The organism is uncultured Clostridium sp. (genome assembly GCF_947072515.1).
In the GTDB taxonomy this organism is placed as follows: domain Bacteria; phylum Bacillota; class Clostridia; order Clostridiales; family Clostridiaceae; genus Clostridium.
Genome location: NZ_CAMTIG010000002.1, coordinates 152,670 through 171,778, shown reverse-complemented (window position 1 = coordinate 171,778; position 19,109 = coordinate 152,670). Strand labels below are relative to the sequence as shown.

Annotated in this window: 21 protein-coding genes, 1 tRNA gene and 1 other annotated feature; of the genes, 1 reads left to right on the top strand and 21 read right to left on the bottom strand. The window is 27.7% G+C overall.

The window, feature by feature from the left end; translation table 11 throughout:
- Positions 1-13: 13 nt before the first annotated feature.
- From Q0W06_RS01735 to Q0W06_RS01695, 9 genes are all read right to left on the bottom strand, one after another.
- On the bottom strand, positions 14-211 hold the full coding sequence (locus tag Q0W06_RS01735; RefSeq protein ID WP_297630496.1) for an alpha/beta-type small acid-soluble spore protein: 198 nt from the start codon (positions 209-211) through the stop codon (positions 14-16).
- Between the two features lie 86 nt (positions 212-297).
- Positions 298-876: a hypothetical protein gene (locus Q0W06_RS01730; protein WP_297630493.1), complete on the bottom strand. Its 579-nt coding sequence runs from the start codon at positions 874-876 to the stop codon at positions 298-300.
- Positions 877-1,135: 259 nt separating this feature from the next.
- Positions 1,136-1,211: transfer RNA gene (locus Q0W06_RS01725), tRNA-Trp, on the bottom strand.
- A 48-nt stretch (positions 1,212-1,259) separates the two neighbouring features.
- Positions 1,260-1,991 (bottom strand): ABC transporter ATP-binding protein, encoded by a 732-nt coding sequence (locus Q0W06_RS01720; protein WP_297630492.1) that lies wholly within the window; start codon positions 1,989-1,991, stop codon positions 1,260-1,262.
- Positions 1,988-2,890 (bottom strand): glycine betaine ABC transporter substrate-binding protein, encoded by a 903-nt coding sequence (locus tag Q0W06_RS01715; protein WP_297630489.1) that lies wholly within the window; start codon positions 2,888-2,890, stop codon positions 1,988-1,990. The genes Q0W06_RS01720 and Q0W06_RS01715 overlap by 4 nt, the downstream gene beginning before the upstream one ends.
- Positions 2,887-3,360 (bottom strand): ABC transporter permease, encoded by a 474-nt coding sequence (locus Q0W06_RS01710; RefSeq protein ID WP_297630511.1) that lies wholly within the window; start codon positions 3,358-3,360, stop codon positions 2,887-2,889. The genes Q0W06_RS01715 and Q0W06_RS01710 overlap by 4 nt, the downstream gene beginning before the upstream one ends.
- A gap of 275 nt (positions 3,361-3,635) precedes the next feature.
- Entirely contained in the window at positions 3,636-4,655 is a 1,020-nt protein-coding gene (gene asrC / locus Q0W06_RS01705) for a sulfite reductase subunit C (RefSeq protein ID WP_297630486.1), read from the bottom strand.
- 14 nt (positions 4,656-4,669) lie between these two features.
- Positions 4,670-5,680, bottom strand: a complete 1,011-nt coding sequence (locus tag Q0W06_RS01700) for a 4Fe-4S dicluster domain-containing protein (RefSeq protein ID WP_297630483.1) — start codon at positions 5,678-5,680, stop codon at positions 4,670-4,672.
- A gap of 256 nt (positions 5,681-5,936) precedes the next feature.
- Entirely contained in the window at positions 5,937-7,169 is a 1,233-nt protein-coding gene (locus tag Q0W06_RS01695) for an MFS transporter (protein ID WP_297630480.1), read from the bottom strand.
- Between the two features lie 280 nt (positions 7,170-7,449).
- Between Q0W06_RS01695 and Q0W06_RS01690 the strand changes: the two genes are divergently transcribed.
- Positions 7,450-8,517, top strand: a complete 1,068-nt coding sequence (locus tag Q0W06_RS01690; protein ID WP_297630478.1) for a nitronate monooxygenase family protein — start codon at positions 7,450-7,452, stop codon at positions 8,515-8,517.
- An 85-nt stretch (positions 8,518-8,602) separates the two neighbouring features.
- On the opposite strand, the gene Q0W06_RS01685 is transcribed toward Q0W06_RS01690, so the two are convergent.
- The 12 genes from Q0W06_RS01685 to Q0W06_RS01630 form a co-directional block, all read right to left on the bottom strand.
- Positions 8,603-9,769 (bottom strand): lysozyme inhibitor LprI family protein, encoded by a 1,167-nt coding sequence (locus Q0W06_RS01685; RefSeq protein ID WP_297630476.1) that lies wholly within the window; start codon positions 9,767-9,769, stop codon positions 8,603-8,605.
- Between the two features lie 104 nt (positions 9,770-9,873).
- Positions 9,874-10,359 carry a VTT domain-containing protein gene (locus tag Q0W06_RS01680; protein ID WP_297630475.1) on the bottom strand — a complete coding sequence of 162 codons (486 nt, stop codon included), beginning with the start codon at positions 10,357-10,359 and terminating at the stop codon, positions 9,874-9,876.
- Between the two features lie 169 nt (positions 10,360-10,528).
- Positions 10,529-10,984, bottom strand: a complete 456-nt coding sequence (locus Q0W06_RS01675; protein WP_297630474.1) for an S-ribosylhomocysteine lyase — start codon at positions 10,982-10,984, stop codon at positions 10,529-10,531.
- A 71-nt stretch (positions 10,985-11,055) separates the two neighbouring features.
- Positions 11,056-11,967 (bottom strand): cysteine synthase family protein, encoded by a 912-nt coding sequence (locus tag Q0W06_RS01670; RefSeq protein WP_297630472.1) that lies wholly within the window; start codon positions 11,965-11,967, stop codon positions 11,056-11,058.
- Complete coding sequence (locus Q0W06_RS01665; protein ID WP_297630469.1) at positions 11,964-13,103, bottom strand: PLP-dependent aspartate aminotransferase family protein; 1,140 nt, start codon at positions 13,101-13,103, stop codon at positions 11,964-11,966. Before Q0W06_RS01665 ends, Q0W06_RS01670 begins: the two co-directional genes overlap by 4 nt.
- 12 nt (positions 13,104-13,115) lie before the next feature.
- Complete coding sequence (locus Q0W06_RS01660; protein WP_297630466.1) at positions 13,116-13,742, bottom strand: class I SAM-dependent methyltransferase; 627 nt, start codon at positions 13,740-13,742, stop codon at positions 13,116-13,118.
- A gap of 121 nt (positions 13,743-13,863) precedes the next feature.
- Positions 13,864-14,109, bottom strand: a binding site (T-box leader).
- A 69-nt stretch (positions 14,110-14,178) separates the two neighbouring features.
- Positions 14,179-14,775, bottom strand: a complete 597-nt coding sequence (locus tag Q0W06_RS01655) for a YdcF family protein (RefSeq protein WP_297630464.1) — start codon at positions 14,773-14,775, stop codon at positions 14,179-14,181.
- Positions 14,776-14,841: 66 nt separating this feature from the next.
- Entirely contained in the window at positions 14,842-15,045 is a 204-nt protein-coding gene (locus Q0W06_RS01650) for a hypothetical protein (protein WP_297630461.1), read from the bottom strand.
- Between the two features lie 216 nt (positions 15,046-15,261).
- Positions 15,262-16,053: an ABC-2 family transporter protein gene (locus Q0W06_RS01645; protein WP_297630458.1), complete on the bottom strand. Its 792-nt coding sequence runs from the start codon at positions 16,051-16,053 to the stop codon at positions 15,262-15,264.
- A 4-nt stretch (positions 16,054-16,057) separates the two neighbouring features.
- The gene (locus Q0W06_RS01640) at positions 16,058-16,876 is read right to left on the bottom strand and encodes an ABC-2 family transporter protein (protein WP_297630455.1); all 819 of its coding nucleotides are present in this window, start codon (positions 16,874-16,876) and stop codon (positions 16,058-16,060) included.
- A 4-nt stretch (positions 16,877-16,880) separates the two neighbouring features.
- On the bottom strand, positions 16,881-17,879 hold the full coding sequence (locus tag Q0W06_RS01635) for an ATP-binding cassette domain-containing protein (protein WP_297630452.1): 999 nt from the start codon (positions 17,877-17,879) through the stop codon (positions 16,881-16,883).
- A 182-nt stretch (positions 17,880-18,061) separates the two neighbouring features.
- On the bottom strand, positions 18,062-19,093 hold the full coding sequence (locus Q0W06_RS01630) for a M42 family metallopeptidase (RefSeq protein ID WP_297630449.1): 1,032 nt from the start codon (positions 19,091-19,093) through the stop codon (positions 18,062-18,064).
- Positions 19,094-19,109 lie beyond the last annotated feature (16 nt).

The window sequence follows — 19,109 nt, the reverse complement described above, 5'->3', positions numbered from 1 at the left end:
TTCACTTAGAATACTATAAATCTTCTTTTTCTAAAGATTTTTCATACTCCTTAACCATTCGCTTAACCATTTCTCCACCAACAGCTCCACACTGCTTTGCTGTTAAATCTCCATTGTATCCTTTCAATGGAACTCCAATTTCTCTAGCAACTTCATGCTTAAAAGCCTCTAATTTATCTTTATTATTATTTAAAGCTGTTTTCTTTCGCATAAAGAATCCTCCCTATTGATGAATTAGTCTGTCCTCATATATATTATCTATTATGTATCTATTTTTATTCTATGTAATTTTATCCACTATATTAATGCTTTAAAGCTATACCCTTTTTCTTTTAATTCATTTATTTCATTTTTTACTTTTAAATCATTTTTTTCTACTGTATTAAGATTATTTATAAAAATTATAATTCCACTATTGTTTAAAAGCTTTACTCTAATTCCATCAGCGGTTTTAGTTGTCTTCGCATCTTTTTCATTCATATAGTTTTCTAATTCTTTACTGTCTGGAATTACAGTATTTCCTTCACTTTCTATAGTATTCTTATCTAAATTTTTTTGATCTATAAAAGTAAATTTAACCCCTAACTCTTTACTTAGAGTTGCTATTTTTGCACTATCTATCTGGCTTACATCTTTCGTGTCTACTACTACGTAAGCCTCTTTATTTACCGAATCATCTATTCCACTAACTTTTTGATAACTTTCATTTTCTATTACATCAATTACTGAATTTACTTCCTGACTTGATTCTATTGATGTCCCATTTATGACTTCATACTTTTCACCACTTAAGCTTATATTTGAGAAAGTAATAACTAGTCCTAAAACAAATAGAACTGAAATCAATATCCCGATCCCCCATCTTTTCAACCTCATCTATTTCACTCCTTTCTTTATTAAATTATACCACATTTTTTAAATAAATAGTGAACTTTTTTATTTTTTTGTTTAATTTAATTATACTTTTACCTTAAATAATCGCCTTTTTTCATATTTTCTTCATATTTTTATTTATTATCACTTTTTAACTGGATAAATTTAATAATTTGATAAAATCTTTACTTTTCTTTCTATACTTTATCAATAATAAAATTCGACATAAAAAAAAAGACATTTAGATTAATCTAAATGTCTTTGGCAGGGGCAGTAGGACTTGAACCCACAACCAATGGTTTTGGAGACCACTACTCTACCAATTGAGCCATACCCCTAGAACGTCTTTAATTCTATCAAACCTCCTATTAGTTGTCAACATATTTTTATTTCTCTTTTATAAGTTCCTTAACAAAATCAGTTTTAGGATTTTGAGTTATTTCCTTTGGTGTTCCATCTTGTACTATCTTTAATTTATCCATCACTATAACTCTACTTCCTAATTTTAAAGCCTCTTTAATATCATGAGTTATAAATATTATTGTTATTTTTTCCTTCTTATATATTTTTATTAATTCTTCTTGAAGACTCTTTCTAGTTATTTCATCTACAGCGCCAAAAGGTTCATCCATTAAAAGAATTTCTGGTCTATTTGCTAATGCTCTAGCAATACCAATTCTTTGACATTGTCCTCCAGATAGTTCTCTCGGAAATTTATTTAATACTTCTATATCTAATGATGCTATTTTCAGTAATTCCTTTATTCTACTTTCTATTACTTCTTTATCTTTTATTCCTTCTAATTTCATTACATATACTATATTTTCTTTAATCTTCATATGTGGAAATAATCCTACTCCTTGCACCACATATCCTATTTTTCTTCTTAAATTAATAATATTTAAATCTTGTATGTTTTCCCCTTTTATAAACACATCTCCTTCATCACCTTTAATAAGTCCATTTATTAATTTTATTAATGTAGTTTTTCCACACCCTGAACTTCCTATTATAGTTATAAACTCTTCTTTTTTTATTTTTAAATTTATATCTTCTAAAACTTTATTCTCTTTATAACTTTTATTTATATTTTCAAATTCTATAAGTTCTCTCATCATTTTATTATTCCTTTTTCTCTTAAAAAGTCTTTTGCTACCGTTCCTTCATCTTTTCCATTTCCCTCAACTTCATAATTTAACTTCGCCATTTCTTCTTCATTTATTATTCCATCCATTTTCATTAATACTTCTTCTAATTCTGGATATTCATTTAATATTTCTTTTCTAATTATAGTTCCACAATAATAGGTATTATAAAAGCTTTTATCATCTTTAAGTATTACAACATCTGATGTAGTAAGTTGTCCATCTGTTGTAAATACATTCATAACATCTATCTTCTTTTCATTTATAGCTTTATGTTTCAATCCTATATCTAAATCTATAGCTTTTTTGAACTTTAATCCGTAAGTATCACATAATCCTTTATATCCATCTTCTCTTTCATAAAAATCATATTCTGCTCCAAATACTAACTCCTTAGAATATTTCGCCAAATCTGAATATGTCTTTATATTATATTTTTCTGCTAAATCTTTTCTAATAACTAATCCAAAGTTATTTTCAAAACCATATAACCCAACCCATTTCAAATTATAATCTTCTTCATATTTTTTATTTAATTCTTTAAATAACTTATCATCTTCTAATTTTCTTTTTTCTTTTAAAACAAAATTCCAACTTGTTCCTGTATATTCTGGATATAGATCAAAATCACCTTTTACTATAGCAGGATGTATATTGCTAGTTCCTCCCCCAATCCCTTTAGTTATTTCCACTTTTAAATCTGTATTTTCTTCAATAATTTCTTTTATCATCTCACTTAAGATAAATTGTTCTGTCATAGGTTTAGTTGCCATCTTTAAAATTTTACTTTCTTCGGCTGTCCCACATCCACCAATTATTGCTGTTAAACATAAAAGTAACATTATTGCCCCTACTCTTTTTATTTTCCTCACAAATCCAGTCTCCTTTTTATTTTTTTCTCTATTATTCCTATTCCCCAATCTAAGGTAATTGCTAATACCGCAATTAATAGACTTCCCCCAATCGTTAATAAACTATTATTAGTTGTTATTCCTCTATATACTGCTATTCCCAATCCTCCTGCGCCTATAAACGATGCTATCCCAGTTAATGCAATAGTCATTACTACCATATTTTTAAATCCTGCAATAATGATCCCTGCTGCTAATGGCAATTTTATCTTATATAATATTTGAAAATTTGTACTTCCCATAGCCTCTGCTACTTGGACTATACCTTTATCTACTCCTATAATTCCTTCATAAGTATTTCTAATCATTGGTAATAACCCATATAAAATCAAAGTTATTATTGCTGTTTTATCTCCAATTCCAGATACCGGAATAAGAAAACCTAAAAGAGAAATAGATGGAATTGTATAAATAAAATTTACTCCTCCTATAACAAATTTTGATAACTTTTTTTTCTCACTAATGATAATTCCAATAACTCCACCTAATACCGCACTAATTATAATTGCTATTATAGAAATTCTTAAATGTTCTACTGTTAATTCTATAAAAAACTCTTTTCTATCTATATATAGATTTATTAATTCTTTAATTTTTTCTCACCCCTTAAAAGCACTTAATACCAATATATGTATTTAAAATCTTTTATATTAATGATTTTATGCATAAAAAATAGGAGCTACTACAGCTCCTATTTCTATATATACTATTTTATAACTTCACTTGCTTTAACTACATTTATGTTAGTTTTATACTCAACTTCACTCCAGTTAATTCTTTTTGCTATTTTAGCTTCTTCATTAAACTGAACATCTTTAAATAACATTTCCTTAACTTTTTCATATCCAACCATATCCATTAAATGACCACCATGCATATAAACAGGTTGTCCATGTAATACGTATTTAGAGAATGGAATCCAATTTTCAAATATACTTAATAATGTTTCTTCTGTTACATAATCAACAAACACTTTACCTATTCTTGGATTCTTTCTTCCTGTTCTTCCACCAATAGTTATTCTATATAGTTTCTTATCATATCTTTTCATAGCTCTAGTTGGACATACATCTGTACATTCTCCGCAACCTATACAAAGATCTCTATTTATAATCATTTTTCCATTTTCTTCTGTTATAGCACCAACACTGTGTGCTCTACATGTTCTTTCACATCCACCACACTCTACACATCTACTATAATCATATTGTGGAAGTGTAACTCCATATATTCCAAAATCACTCATATGTGCTTTTATACAGTCATTTGGACACCCTGTTATATTTATCTTTATATGATAATGACTTGGATATATTATTTTTTCAAGTTTTTGAGATAATTCTGCTGTGCTAATATTAGCTTTTATACAATGCTCCCCACCAATACATGCTCCAATATTTCTTGCTCCTAATGTTGGATACCCTAAGTTATCTGTTTCCATATCAACATTACATCTTTTAACTTCAATTTCTTCTATATATCCCTTTACTAAAGCATTTACAGCTTCAATATTTTCATACTTTATACCTGGAACATTAAAAGTTTGTCTTGTTCCAAAGTGAAAAGTTCCATTTCCATATTTAGTTGCAATTTCTTGAACTAATCCTAAGTGCTTTGCATCCGTTATTCCTCCAGGAACTCTCATTTGAAACATAAATTCTCCTGGTATTTTTGATTGACGGAAACAATTTGAACGTAATGCCTCTACATTTATATCTTTATTCATAATCCCAAACCCTCCTAATTACTTTCTAACTCTTCAGCTAATCTAGTTGCTGTATTTGCGAAACTTATTAATTTAGGACAAATATCTGTACAACGTCCACATCCTACACACATTTGTTCTTGTGAGTTTTCAGTTTTAGGATTATAAAATTTATCTAAAATCCTTTGTCTAATTCTTGTAGGAACTACTTCCTTTACTGTATGTCCGTTTAATGATTTTGTTTTTACTAATTGACATCCATTCCAAACTCTTCTAATTTCAATCACATTAGAATTATTAACTGGAACCTCTTTTGTATGAAGGCATGTACATGTTGGACAACTTGCATTACAACTTCCACATCCTATACAACGATTTTTATATTCTTCCCAAAGCTTAGAATTCATAACTTTATCTAATGCTTTATAGTCCCATACTTCTAATTTAGGAATCTTCATAACTACGCCATCTTCTTTAGCAAATCTAATATCAAATTCTTCTTTAGTGAATCCATCAGAAATATATTTATCAAAATCTGAATCTTTAACTTTGATAAATATATTTTCTTCAGTAGCTCTTATTCCTAAAGAATAGTTTTCTGTTTCATTTGTCTTTGTTGAAACACAATAACAAGTATCAAAAGCTTTTGGACACTCCATTATCATAAACTTAACTTTTTCTCTTCTTGCCTTATAGAAATCATCTGATAAAAATTTATTATCTATTCTTTCTATTGCATGTACATCACAAGAACGAAGCATTATAATTTTTTTCTTTTCATTATCAGCATCTTCATTTTTTATGATATTTCCATTTATCTTAACTCCATATATATGATTTATTGGTAATAATACTTCTTTTGCTGAATAGTGAGATTTTTTATCAAAAACCACATCATTAAAAGACTCAATTTTACCATATCTAATACTATCTACATTGCTATATCTTCCCTCATTTTTATAAGCTATCGGTGCAAAAATATCATATTCTTCACTTAAGCTTTTTAAGAACATATCTGCCGCTTCTCTTGAAAATTTAATATCCACAAAATCACATCCTCATCAAATTTAATCGAGACTTTCGATTAAAGCAATTATAATTGATAATTCCGTAGAAATACAAGGAATTAAATTTTAATAATGATTCTTTATTAACACAATGTAGTGTTACATCATTCTTTTTTGCTAATTTGTATATTCTAATATATACATTGTATAAATACTTTAAAAAATACCCATTATATATATAAAATTTAATTTTATTATATATATTATAAAATTTCCCTATTATTAAACTATTTTTTTATTTAATTCTAATATTTTCTGAAAAGGCTCTTTTACTAAGAATAATGAACATTATGAATATTATTATTGAAAATATTAGTAATCCCATAAATAAAAACCCTTTATTTATATGATATATAAATGCCGCAACTATTGGTCCTATTGAATATCCTATTGATTCTGAAGCTCCAATAATTCCAAATACTATACCTTTTATATTTTCATTTTCTCCAAACTCTAACAATGAGTTTTGAAGTGCTGAGTTTAAAAATGTTGCACCTAAGAAATAAAAAAATATAACTACTGTAAATAATATTTTTGCTTTTATTATCCATAATAAAAATAAAGTTATAAGCATTACTATAAACGATGCATATAATTGCTTTTTTACACCAATTTTATCACTGACTACTCCTCCAAGAGGTGCAAAAAGACCAAACACAAAAAGGTATATTGAAATTATACATGAAGTATAAAAAGCTGTTCCCCCTAATACTTCCTGTCCATAAAAAGGAAACATTGATACTACACATCCATATATAAAATCTCCAAGCAATGCTACAGCAGATAAAACTATTATTCTTGCTAATAATTTATGCTCTTTTATTTCAGAATATATAACTTTTATTCTACAGCTTAGTGGTTCTTTAGATTCTTTACACTTTGTCATAATCTTTGTTGGCTTTTCTATTTTAAAAATTAAATACAATAGTGATAAAAATATTCCTATTGATGCTAAAATAAATGCTAATGCATAACTATTAAAGTATGCTGAAACAAATCCTCCAATTATTGCCCCTATTCCCCCACCTAATGTAAATACTGCTGATGCATATCCAGTACATTCCCCTCTTTTTCTCTCATCCAAAGATCTTGATAACACTGAAAAAGTTGCTGGTGCTGCCATTCCAAGTACAGCACCTTGAATTATATACGTAATTTTAGCTCCTATCTGTATTTTTATAAAAATATAACTTAAAGGAACTATAGTCATAAGTACTAATGCTCCAATCCATAAAATTTTATCTCCTATAGAGTCTGAGATTATTCCAAATGGAATTTGTGCAATAGCTTTTGCAACTCCATATAATGACATAATTGTTCCAATTACTAATGTTCCTATACCTATAGAATTAAAAAATAAAGGTATTATGGGTATCATAAAACTATAACTTATTCCAAAGAGAAATCTTAATGAACAAAATCTAAACAATTCTTTCTTTTTAAATAAAATATTTTCTTTTATTTTCATAATTAGCCTTTTACTCCTTTAGATATTTTTCTATTTTATAGTTAATCTCTTTTTCTAGTATTCTTTTACTTATCATCTATTATTCATTCTTAAATTATTATTAAAGTATTTTTAATTTATAATTATTTGTTGTTAAATTCTAAAAATTAGATTATAATGAAATAAATTAATTTGATTATCAAAGTATTCTATATTCAAAGTACAAGTTTTTTATTTGTCCACTTATTTTGATATTCAAAATATTTAATTTTCAAAATATTGATTAAGAGAGGTATTTTTTATGAATATTAAACCTTTAATAATAGGAAATTTAAAAGCAAGACTTCCAATAATACAAGGTGGTATGGGAATCGGAGTTTCTCTTTCATCTTTAGCTTCAGCTGTTGCTAGAGCTGGTGGTATTGGTATAATCTCTGCTGCTCAAACAGGATTTAATGATAAAGATTTCTTAAAGAACCCAAAAGAAACAAATTTAAGAACTCTTAAAGAACATATAAAAAAAGCTAAGGAAAATTCAAATGGTGGCGTTATAGGTGTTAATATAATGGTAGTAACTCAAGACTATCAAGATTATGTTAAGGCTGCTATCGATGCTGGTGTTGACCTTATAATTTCGGGTGCTGGAATGCCAACGATGTTACCTAAAATAGTAAAAGATTCTAGTGTTAAAATTGCACCTATTATATCTTCTTTAAAAGCTTGTAAAGTTATACTAAAACTTTGGGAAAGACATAATAATAGACTTCCTGATTTAGTTGTTGTAGAAGGTCCTAAAGCCGGAGGACATCTTGGATTTAAAAAAGAAGATTTAAATATTTCTGATGAAGATTTCGATAATGAAGTTGTTAAAATTTTAGAACATGTAAAGGAATATGAAGTAAAATTCAATAAAAAAATTCCTGTAGTTGTTGGTGGCGGTGTTTTTGATGGAAAAGATATTGCTAAATATTTAAAACTTGGTGCTGATGGTGTACAAATGGCTACTCGCTTTGTTACAACACATGAATGTGATGCTTCTGATGAGTTTAAAAGAGCTTATATCAATGCTAAAAAGGAAGATATTCAAATAGTCTCAAGTCCAGTTGGACTTCCAGGTCGAGCTATCTTAAATAGCTTCGTCTCTAAAACAAAAGAGGGAAATGTACCTGTTAAAAGATGTTATAATTGTATGATTCCATGTAACCCTTCTGACACTCCATATTGTATAAGTCAAGCATTAATTGATTCAGTTCAAGGGAATGCTGATGGAGGATTAGTATTCTGTGGTGAAAATGCATATAAATTAGATAAAATAATTTCTGTTCAAGAGCTTATGAATACTTTAGAAAAAGAAATTTTAGAATCTTAAACCGATATATTTTTACAAAAAATAAACAAGATTGCAATTAAGCAATCTTGTTTATTTTACTTTTATTCTTTATTTTATCTCTACTCTACATATAAGTATTGACTAAATAATAACACCTTTGTTTTGCAAGGTCTCTTTGCGTTTGATAATTAGCTGTTTCTTTAACTATCTGTTCACTATATTGTGCTTCACTTGCTGTAGCTTGCTGATCTTTCTGTTTCAGCCAATCAGCTTGCCCACTTTGAAGTTTACTAAGTTGTGTAGAATTCAAAGTATTTTGTAACTGTGTATAAATTTTATTTAATTCATTATTCCATGCATTATATTGATCTTTTGCTTTTTGCAATTTTTGTTCATAGCTTTGAGCATTTGGATCCATGTTATTTACTGTATTCGTTAATCCATTTAATCCATTTAAATACTTTCCTTTTTGTGAAAATTGAGTTTGCCCTTGTCCCGATGCTCCTAATGATTGTTCTACGCTACTAGCGATTTCAGATACATAAGCTTGCTGCGTACTATTTAAATCTTCACTATCTAATCTCTTAATAACCTCTAAAGCTTTTTGGTATTGTCCACTTGAATATAATGAATTAAGTGTCATTAAATCTTGTTTTGTCTGGTCTGCTCCACTTTGTGCGCCTTGTTTTCCCCCATTAGAATCTAACTGACTCTTAAGTTCATTGACTTTTACCCCTATTGGATATCTCATATAATCTGGGTTTATTCCATCTAAAGTTTGAAGTGCCGCTGATGCATTTCCTGCCTTATACTCACTTTGTGCTTTCAAATAGCATTGTAATATCTGAACTAAATCAGTTGCTTGCTGATTTGTTTTATCTAGTTTAGATACTTCCTCATAGCTATTTAAAGCATTTTGATATTGATCATTTAATACATAGTTATTTCCTTGTGTCATATATTTATTTATCTTATTTATACTTGGTGTCTTTAATTTATAGATAGTTATTATTCCTACAAAAACAATAACTACAATTAATGCTAACAATCTTCTTCTTCTTTTATATTTTAATATATTATTTTTCTTATTTTGTCCTATCTTTTTATTAATGCTTGCACCTGTTTTACTACTAGCTTTATTAATATTATTTTTAGCAGTACTACTTTTAGCAGTATTTTTTTTCTTATTATTTTTAGTAGTGTTATTTTTTTTCTTTATTTGTTTTTTTTGCGATGAAGATCTATTACTTGCATTGGGTTTCATTGTTTTCTTTTGCTTTTTATTATTCACTTCTCTTCGCTCCTTCTACTATTCATCTTCTTGTTAAAACATACAACTAATTATATATGAGTATTTTAAAATTTAGCAAAAGTCAATGAAAGTTCACACTTATTTTACATAAGAATTCCACCTGCTATATAACCACTCATTATTATAAGTAAGTTAAACCCAAACACTCCAACTATAGCAGTTTTTATAAAATCTGAAAATTTTATTCCTATCCCCCCTTCAATCAAAGGTGTAAGTGTTCGTACTCCTGGAATAAATCTTGTGCTAATTCTTCCATATGCATTTCTGGATAGTATTTCTACTTTCTCTATTCCCTTTTCAAACTTAGGAATTTTTTTCACTAAATACTCAATTACTTTACTTCCTGCATATTTTCCTATTAAGTAAAGTATTATATTAGCTAGAAGTGCTGCTATTAAACATATTATTAAAATTATAATTATATTAATATCTCCTTTTTTTGCTATAACACCAACTCCACCAAGTAAAATACCTGCCGCAAGTCCAGGTGTATTTAAATTTTCTAAAAATATCAATATAAATATAATAAAAACTCCATAATTAGAAACTACAGAAAAAATATCATTCATTTTCTTTCTCCTTTAATTCGAACTTATTCTTTCTATATTTTAATAAAAACATCTTAATATTTGCTTAATAGTAACTTATGATATTCTTAAAGATATCTTATTTTTAATACATTAAAATGAGGTCACATTTTGTAACCTCATCATGAACACTTTATTTTTTTTACTTCTATTATTCTATATAGAATTTATTATTAATTCCTTCATTTAAAAGCTTTTGTGCATATTTTTTAGCTAATTCTAATGAATGCAGTTTATAAGAACCACACTGAACTTCATTTTCTGCTGGAATTACTTCTTGTTTTAAAATCTCCTCTAATGAATAATTCAAAGCTTCTATTACTTCATCTACTGGAGTCTCACCAAAAGTCACCATATAAAATCCTGTCTTACATCCCATAGGTGAAATATCAATTAAATCCTCAATTTTATCTCTCATGAATCCTGCTAAAAAATGTTCTAATGTATGAATTCCTCTTTCATCCATCATTTCCTTATTAGGTTGTACAAATCTTATATCAAATTTTGTAACTATATCCCCTTTTTTTCCTTCTTTAATCCCAGCTTGTCTCACATATGGTGCTCTAACTTTTCTATGATCCAATTCAAAGCTTTCTACTTTTTTCATACTTATCCCTTCCTTTTATATATACTTTTTAATAGTTTTTTATTTTGAAATTTATTCTTAATCTTAACTTTTTATACAAATAAATTTTTACTAAAATATCTATCGCCTCTATCTGGTAATATTACAACTACATTTCCTTCATTTATACTTTCTATAAACTCTACGGCACCTGCCATAGCTGCTCCTGATGAAGAGCCTGCTAAAATCCCTTCTTTTTTTGCTAAAAGTTTTGTATATACAAATGCCTTTTCATCGCTAACTTTAATTATTTTATCTATCAATTCCTTTTCTAAAACTTCTGGAATAAAGTTATTACCAATCCCTTCTACTTCATAATTACCATGCTTTCCGCCTCCAATAATAGAGCCTATTGGATCTATTAAAATTCCTTGTACATTTTCTAATCTATCTTTTAAATATTTAACTACTCCTGTAAAAGTTCCCCCACTCCCTGCTCCTGCAATTATATAATCTATTTTTCCATCTAAATCTTCATATATTTCTTTCCCTGTAGTTTCATAGTGTGCTTTAGGATTACTTAAATTTTGGAATTGTTTAAGTGAAATAGAATCTTTAATATCTTCTAAAAGCTCATTAGCCTTTTTTATTGCTCCTTCCATTCCATCCTCTTCTCTAGTATTTATTATTTCTGCTCCTAAAGCCTTCATTATTATTTGCTTTTCAATAGAGAATTTATTTGGTACAACAAAAATTACTTTATAACCTTTATTTAAAGCTCCTAATGCTATTCCTATTCCTGTATTTCCTGCAGTAGCTTCAATAATAGTACTTCCCTTTTTCAAAATCCCCTTTTTCTCAGCATCTTCAATCATATAAATCCCTACTCTATCTTTACAACTTCCTCCTGGATTCTGACCTTCAATCTTTACAAACAAATTTACCCCTTTCTTTATGTTAAAATTATTTATTTTTACTAAAGGAGTTTTTCCTATTGTATCTTTTACTTCATTGTAATAATTCATATTTTTGCCTCCTCTATAGCCTTTAAGATATCTTCTAACAAATCATTTTTATCTTCAATTCCTACAGATAATCTAAGCAAACTCTCTGTAATCCCACTTCTTTCTCTTAATTTCTTTGGAATAGCTGCATGTGTCATACTTGCTGGATGACATAAAAGTGATTCTACTCCACCTAAGCTTTCGCCAAAAGTTATAAGTTTAAGATTTTTTATAAATTTTCTATAATCTATATCTGCTGTTAGTTTAAATGAAATAATACTTCCAAATCCCGATGCTTGTCCTTTTTGAATTTCATATCCAACATGATTCTCCAGCCCAACATAGTAAACCTTTTCTACAAAGCTATTTTCATCTAATTTTTCAGCTATAAACTGTGCATTCTTTTCATGTCTCTCCATTCTTAATCCCAGAGTTCTTATTCCTCTTATTAATAAAAAGCTATCAAATGGTTGAAGTATTCCTCCTGTAGAATTTTGAATAAATCCAATTTCTTCTGCTATTTTTTCACCTTTTGTTACTACTAATCCAGCTACTAAATCACTATGTCCACCTAAATACTTAGTTGCTGAATGGACAACTATATCGGCTCCAAGTTTTATTGAATTTTGAAAATATGGACTCATAAATGTATTATCAACAATTAAATATATTCCTTTTCTTTTAGTAACCTCTGACACCTTTTTTATATCTACAATATCTAAAAGTGGATTTGTAGGTGTTTCTACATATACTGCCTTTACTCTACTATCTATCTTTTCCTCTATTTCTCTATAATCATCAAATATTTCATATTCAATATTAAATCGCGAAAAAATTTTATCTAGTAATCTAAAAGTTCCTCCATATAAATTATTATTTATTAAAATTTTATCTCCACTTCTAAACATACTTAAAACTGCTGTTATTGCTGCAAGTCCTGATGCAAATGCAAATCCTTTTTCTCCCTCTTCTAAATCAGCAATTAATTTTTCTAAAGCCTCTCTAGTTGGATTTCCACTTCTTGAATATTCATAATCTCCTCTTTCACCAATCCCATATTGTTTATAAGTTGATGTCTGATAAATTGGAACATTTACTGCTCCTGTATTTTTATCAAATGATATTCCCCCATGTATTAATAACGAATCTTTTCTCATTTTTCTTTCCTCCTATAATTTAATAGCTTCAGCTAAAAATATTCCCGGTTTTATTTTTTCTCCAAAACTTGATTCACCAATTGCCTCTAGTCTTGTATCTTCCATATTAAATTCCTTGAATCCAACATCTAAATACCATTTTTGGAGCTCTATTTCATTAAATCCTAACCAAACATCAAACATTTCTTCCTTTGCCCATTCTCCTTCATGTTTCATAACATCTGTTATGACAACTCTTCCACCTATTTTTAGTATTCTATGAATTTCTTTCAATACTAAGTTAGGATTATGTGCATGATGTAGTGCCATATTCATAAACACTATATCTACTGATTCATCAAATAAAGGTATTTTTTCAAAATTACTCTTCAATAGATAAATATTATTTATTTCTTTAATTTTTATCTCTCTATTTAATTCATTAAGCATATTTTTAGATACATCTAATGAAAAAACTATACTTGCCTTTTGACTAGCCTTTAGACTCATAAACCCTGTTCCTGCTCCTAAATCTGCTACTACTTTTCCATTTAAATCATACTTATTTAAAACTAAATCTCTAAGTTCCTCTTTAAAATAGGATCTACTTAATGTGTTCCATTCATTTGCTATTCCATTAAAATATTTTTTTGAATTCATATATAACTCCCCCTAAAACATCTATGCCTTTAAGCCATTGTTTTATAGTATTTTTAATTTATATAGTTTCTGTGCACTAAAATTATTATTTTTAAATATAAAAAAACCCGTCTCTAAATAAATTAGAGACGAGTTATAAAAATCGCGGTTCCACTCTAGTTCAAATATATAAAAATATATATTTACACTCACTTTCTGATACTAACATATCATATCACTATAACGGGTGAACCCGGAAAACTCTACTATTACTTCGAATCTCTGCTCTAAAGCGCACTTCATCTTTTTTATAATTAAAAAGCTCACACCACTTGCTTTTCTCTCTGTGAATCTCCAAAAGATTACTTTACTTTTTCATTGCATTTTATTCTTACTATTTCTATCAGATTACTTGTTTATGATTATATTATTATCATAAATAAAAGTCAACCTCTTTTTATTTTTTTATTGCCCCTTTTAAATATTCATCAAAATATGTTCCACACTTTTTTACTTCTCCAAGAACTCTACTTATTCCATACTCATTTTCAAACCAATTCCCCTTAGAAATCCCTTGTGTATTTACTGGTACTATATAAAATTTCACTTCTGGAAATGCCCATGAATACGTCATTAAAACTCTTCTTGCATGAAAAGCTTGACAACAAATTATAGCTTTTTTAACTTTTATTTTCTCTTTTTCTAAAATTCTTTGTGAAAAAAACGCATTTTCTTTAGTATTAGTAGATTCATCTTCTTCTATAATATCCTCTTTAGCTACACCATTATCTATTAATACTTTTTTACAAAATTCACAATCAGTCTCATATATCCCTTCATATCTTGTCCCTTTAGTATTCTCACTTATAAATCTATTATTCTTAGATGAATACTTTCCTGCTGGCATTATCTTTTTTGCAAATCCTTTTATATATAATTCACTAGCCTTTTCAGATATCTCATACTTTGATGCACCTGGTATGAATATAATATCTGCTTCCACTGGCTTATCTTCTACAAATATAAAATTTGTAATATCATCTATGACTCTCATTTCAATTCCATCTCCCTAATATAATTAATGCTTGTTTATCTATTTAAATAAACAAGCATTTTACTTTTATTTTCTTTTTGATAACTCTATTTTTTCCATTTCTTTCTCGTCTTTTGATAATCCTACTTCTTCCATTTCCTTTTCACCTTTTCCATCTCTTGCAAAAACTAATCTTGTTACTGATTCTTCTTCTGATGTTTTGGTTGATGCAAATGGATTTACACATTCTAAAACTTCTTCTATCTCTTCTATAATTCCTTCTTTTTTCATCTTCATTTCTCCTATCTTTAAGGATTCTCTATTTCTTATTATTTTTTAATTATATAACTTATTTTCTTTATCTTTTTTTCTGTAATTTTATAATCTTTGTTATACCTCTCCATATATCTACGGATTTATTACCTCTAGTAATTAATTACTAATAAAATTTTATAGTTACTTCTCTTTTATTCTCTATTTCTCATTTCAAAAGTTTAATAATCTCATTTAATTTCCTGAACTTTCATATGCTGCTAAACCTTTAACCCATACATAATAAGCTATTAAAATAAATATAACTCCTACTACTAATGTTAACATTATCCCTTCAAGAAAATTAATTTTCCCTAGCAAATATGCAGCTGGATAATATCCTGTAAAAGCAAATGGAACTATAAATGTCAATATTCCTTTTATTCCACCTGGATATATAGATACAGGGTATTTTGCAAATCCTGCAAGTTCATATCCAATTCTCATACAGCTAAAACTATCTTTTATCCAAAAAGCAATTGATGCTGTTATAAGCTTTATTGCAGTATAAATTAAAGTTCCACCAATTACAGCAATTATAAATCCTATTACAAACATAACGCTAACTTTCAAATCTAGCTTTACTCCTGTATAAATTACAAGTATAAATCCTATAACAAGTTCTCCAAATCCATCTGGTTGAAATCTAGTTGCTATTACTTGAAATAATGGATTTAGCGGTCTTAAAAGATATCTATCAACTTCACCTTTTACTATAGATACTCTACTAAAAAGCCATAAATAATCTGTAAAAATATGATCTATTCCTCTTGGAATTTGTGAAAATCCATATATAAATAAAATCTCATCAAAAGACCATCCTTTTAAATCTGGAATATTATTAAATACTAATCCAATAAATATTAATGATGTTCCTTGAACTAAGAAAAAACCAAATAATCCAAATATAAAATCTCCTCTATATTCCATTAATGTTTTTAAATATTGCTTCAAAAAGCATCTATATACATAAAAATATCTTTTCATCCTTTTAGCCCCCTTGTATAGTTAATTTATAAGCTAATCTATTCCAAATTAATTTTGATAAGACAGACATTATAAATACCCAAATAACTTGCAATACTATCATTTTCAATGCATAAATTGCATCGTATTTTCCTAGATATATCATTGCTGGAGTATATATTATTGAACTAAAAGGTAATAGACTAAATATTTTTTCCACTATACTTGGAAAGAATGTTAATGGAATAAGTGCTCCTGATATAAGCATTACTATAGCATTTGCAATTTGGCTAAGCCCCCAAACATTATAAAATTTAAAAGCTAACAACCCAAACATATAACTATAAAATGAGTTTATTAAAAACCCTAAAAACATACTTATAAAAAATAAAACTATTTGTATAATTCCTATGTGCATTCCCTTATAAAATGAGTAAGCCGTTACTATTATAAATCCTGGTAAAAATAAAAATATAAAATTAAACAAAAATCCACCAAAACTCATAAACATTATTCTTTTTCTATAATTTATAGGCTTAATAAGTTCCATAGCTATAGATCCATCCCAAACTTCACCTCTTACAACCATTGTGCAGTTAGATGATGTTATTATACCTATTACAAAAGTTATCATTACATATATAAGCATGTCATTTAAAGTGAATCCTTTCATAATTCCCTTAGATGAACTGCTATAAATCGCTTTCCATAAAAAGAAAGTAACGCTTACAATAATTATATTTCCTATAGTTCCTAGAAAAATATTTGCATTATATGCCATACTTCTTTTTAAACTTCCCATAGAAAAGGCTAAATATATTTTATTTTTTTTGTAAAAATTCATATATCTACACCTCATCTCTATATATCTTTTTAATTATTTCCTCAAGGCTTGTTTCTTCTATAGTAAAATCAACTATATTAACTTTATGAATAATTTCACTTATAATTTCTGATGAAGTAGTCTTATTTCTATTAAATTTAACTATAATTTCTCTATCCCCAATTTCCTCAATTAAATCCTTTTCATTTAAGGATAGCATTTCCCCTATATTTAATTTATTCTTTAATGTTTCTTTTATTTTTATATTTAAAATCTTTATAAATCCAAACTTATTTTTTATATCTTCTAAATCTCCATCATAAAGCTTTGTTCCTTTATCTATAATTATTATTCTGCTACAAAGTTCTTCAATATCACTTAAATCATGTGTAGTTAAAATTACTGTTGTATTATACTTCTCATTTAAAATTTTTATAGCTTCACGCACTCTTTCTTTCACAACTACATCTAATCCTATTGTAGGTTCATCTAAATATAAAACTTTCGGTCCATGTATTAGTGATGCTGCAATATCTGCCCTCATTCTTTGCCCTAATGAAAGTGTTCTAACAGGCCTTTCCATAAAATCTTCAAGCTCCAAAACACCATTTAAAAAGCTCATTTTCTCATTAAAATCTTCATCACTAATATCATATATTACCTTTAAAATTTTAAAAGTTTCTCTCAGTGGAATATCCCACCACAATTGAGTTCTTTGTCCAAATACAACACCAATATCTTTTGCATTCTTCTCTCTTTCTTTATACGGCACTCTTCCATTTACTGTAACCTTACCTTCTGTTGGTGTCAAAATTCCTGTCATCATCTTTATAGATGTTGATTTTCCAGCTCCATTTGAACCAATATATCCTACAACTTCACCTTCATCAATTGTAAATGAAATATTTTTCACCGCACTTTTAACTTCATACTCATTACTAAATAATCCTTTAAATGCTCCCTTTAATCCTTCTCCTTTAACTTTAATTTTAAAATCTTTACTCAGGTTCTCTACCGTTATCATTTTATCCCCTCCTTTTGAAACGATTCCATTTTTAGTTAAACATTTACATCTACCTTTATATTCTACTACTTTTTTTCTCTTATATATTTCAAATTCTAATTTTTTACTTTTTTTTAATATTTTATATTCTATGGATTTTATAAAAAATAAGACTACAATTTTAAATTGTAGTCTTATTTCCATTATTTAGTTAAATATGCTATTAATAATTTTATTGTACTTTCTAATGCAGTATAATGTGTTCTTTCCATTCCATGACTTGCATGTACTCCTGGTCCTATAAGTGCTCCTCTTATATTGTTTCCACCTCTAAGAGCTGCTCCTACATCTGAACCATATCTTGGATAAATATCTACTGCATATTTTAAATCATTTTCTTTTGCTAAGTTTATTAAATCTGAAACCATATTATAGTCATATGGTCCTCCTGAATCTTTAGCACAAATACTCACATCATATTCTGTACAAGTTAAATCGTCTCCAATACAGCCCATATCAACAGCTATCATTTCAGTTATATCTTCTGGAATATATGATGATCCATGTCCAACTTCTTCATAAGTTGAAATAAATAATTTAGTAGTATACCTTGGTGTTATATTTTCTCTTTTAAATACTTCTAATAAACTAATAAGGCAAGCTACACTTCCTTTATCATCTATAAATCTTGATTTTAAAAATCCACTCTTTGTTACTGTAGTTTTAGGATCTATAAAAATGAAATCTCCTACACCAATTCCTAGATTCAATACATCCTCTTTATTTTTTACTATTTCATCTATTCTTATTTCCATATTTTCAGGATCTCTTTTTTTTGATGCTGCATCTTCATAAACATGAACTGCTGCACTAGTAGATAAAAACGTTCCTGTATACTCTCTTCCATCGCGAGTTCTTATACTACAATATTCCGAATCTAAAGTTGGAACAATTGGTCCACCAATCAAAGTAAATTTTAAAGTTCCACTGCTAGTAATAGACCTTACCATTGCACCTAATGTATCTACATGAGATGATAATCCAATAGTTTTTTCATTTGATTTTCCTTCTATTGTAATTATTCCACAGCCTTTATTAGTTCTTTCAAACTTATATCCAAAGTTATTAACTTTTTTTTCAATCATATCCATTATTTCAAAACAAAAACCACTAGGACTGTTAAATTCTAATAACTCTTTAGCTGTATCTAATACAAAATCTTTTTTTATTTCCATTTTTAACGCTCCTTTT

Bases quoted from the DNA above. Each gene is read 5' to 3' on its own strand.
- Q0W06_RS01735 (WP_297630496.1), bottom strand. From the start codon at position 211: ATGCGAAAGAAAACAGCTTTAAATAATAATAAAGATAAATTAGAGGCT.
- Q0W06_RS01730 (WP_297630493.1), bottom strand. From the start codon at position 876: ATGAGGTTGAAAAGATGGGGGATCGGGATATTGATTTCAGTTCTATTT.
- Q0W06_RS01720 (WP_297630492.1), bottom strand. From the start codon at position 1,991: ATGATGAGAGAACTTATAGAATTTGAAAATATAAATAAAAGTTATAAA.
- asrC (WP_297630486.1), bottom strand. From the start codon at position 4,655: ATGAATAAAGATATAAATGTAGAGGCATTACGTTCAAATTGTTTCCGT.
- Q0W06_RS01695 (WP_297630480.1), bottom strand. From the start codon at position 7,169: ATGAAAATAAAAGAAAATATTTTATTTAAAAAGAAAGAATTGTTTAGA.
- Q0W06_RS01690 (WP_297630478.1), top strand. From the start codon at position 7,450: ATGAATATTAAACCTTTAATAATAGGAAATTTAAAAGCAAGACTTCCA.
- Q0W06_RS01680 (WP_297630475.1), bottom strand. From the start codon at position 10,359: ATGAATGATATTTTTTCTGTAGTTTCTAATTATGGAGTTTTTATTATA.
- Q0W06_RS01675 (WP_297630474.1), bottom strand. From the start codon at position 10,984: ATGAAAAAAGTAGAAAGCTTTGAATTGGATCATAGAAAAGTTAGAGCA.
- Q0W06_RS01670 (WP_297630472.1), bottom strand. From the start codon at position 11,967: ATGAATTATTACAATGAAGTAAAAGATACAATAGGAAAAACTCCTTTA.
- Q0W06_RS01665 (WP_297630469.1), bottom strand. From the start codon at position 13,103: ATGAGAAAAGATTCGTTATTAATACATGGGGGAATATCATTTGATAAA.
- Q0W06_RS01660 (WP_297630466.1), bottom strand. From the start codon at position 13,742: ATGAATTCAAAAAAATATTTTAATGGAATAGCAAATGAATGGAACACA.
- Q0W06_RS01655 (WP_297630464.1), bottom strand. From the start codon at position 14,775: ATGAGAGTCATAGATGATATTACAAATTTTATATTTGTAGAAGATAAG.
- Q0W06_RS01650 (WP_297630461.1), bottom strand. From the start codon at position 15,045: ATGAAAAAAGAAGGAATTATAGAAGAGATAGAAGAAGTTTTAGAATGT.
- Q0W06_RS01645 (WP_297630458.1), bottom strand. From the start codon at position 16,053: ATGAAAAGATATTTTTATGTATATAGATGCTTTTTGAAGCAATATTTA.
- Q0W06_RS01640 (WP_297630455.1), bottom strand. From the start codon at position 16,876: ATGAATTTTTACAAAAAAAATAAAATATATTTAGCCTTTTCTATGGGA.
- Q0W06_RS01635 (WP_297630452.1), bottom strand. From the start codon at position 17,879: ATGATAACGGTAGAGAACCTGAGTAAAGATTTTAAAATTAAAGTTAAA.
- Q0W06_RS01630 (WP_297630449.1), bottom strand. From the start codon at position 19,093: ATGGAAATAAAAAAAGATTTTGTATTAGATACAGCTAAAGAGTTATTA.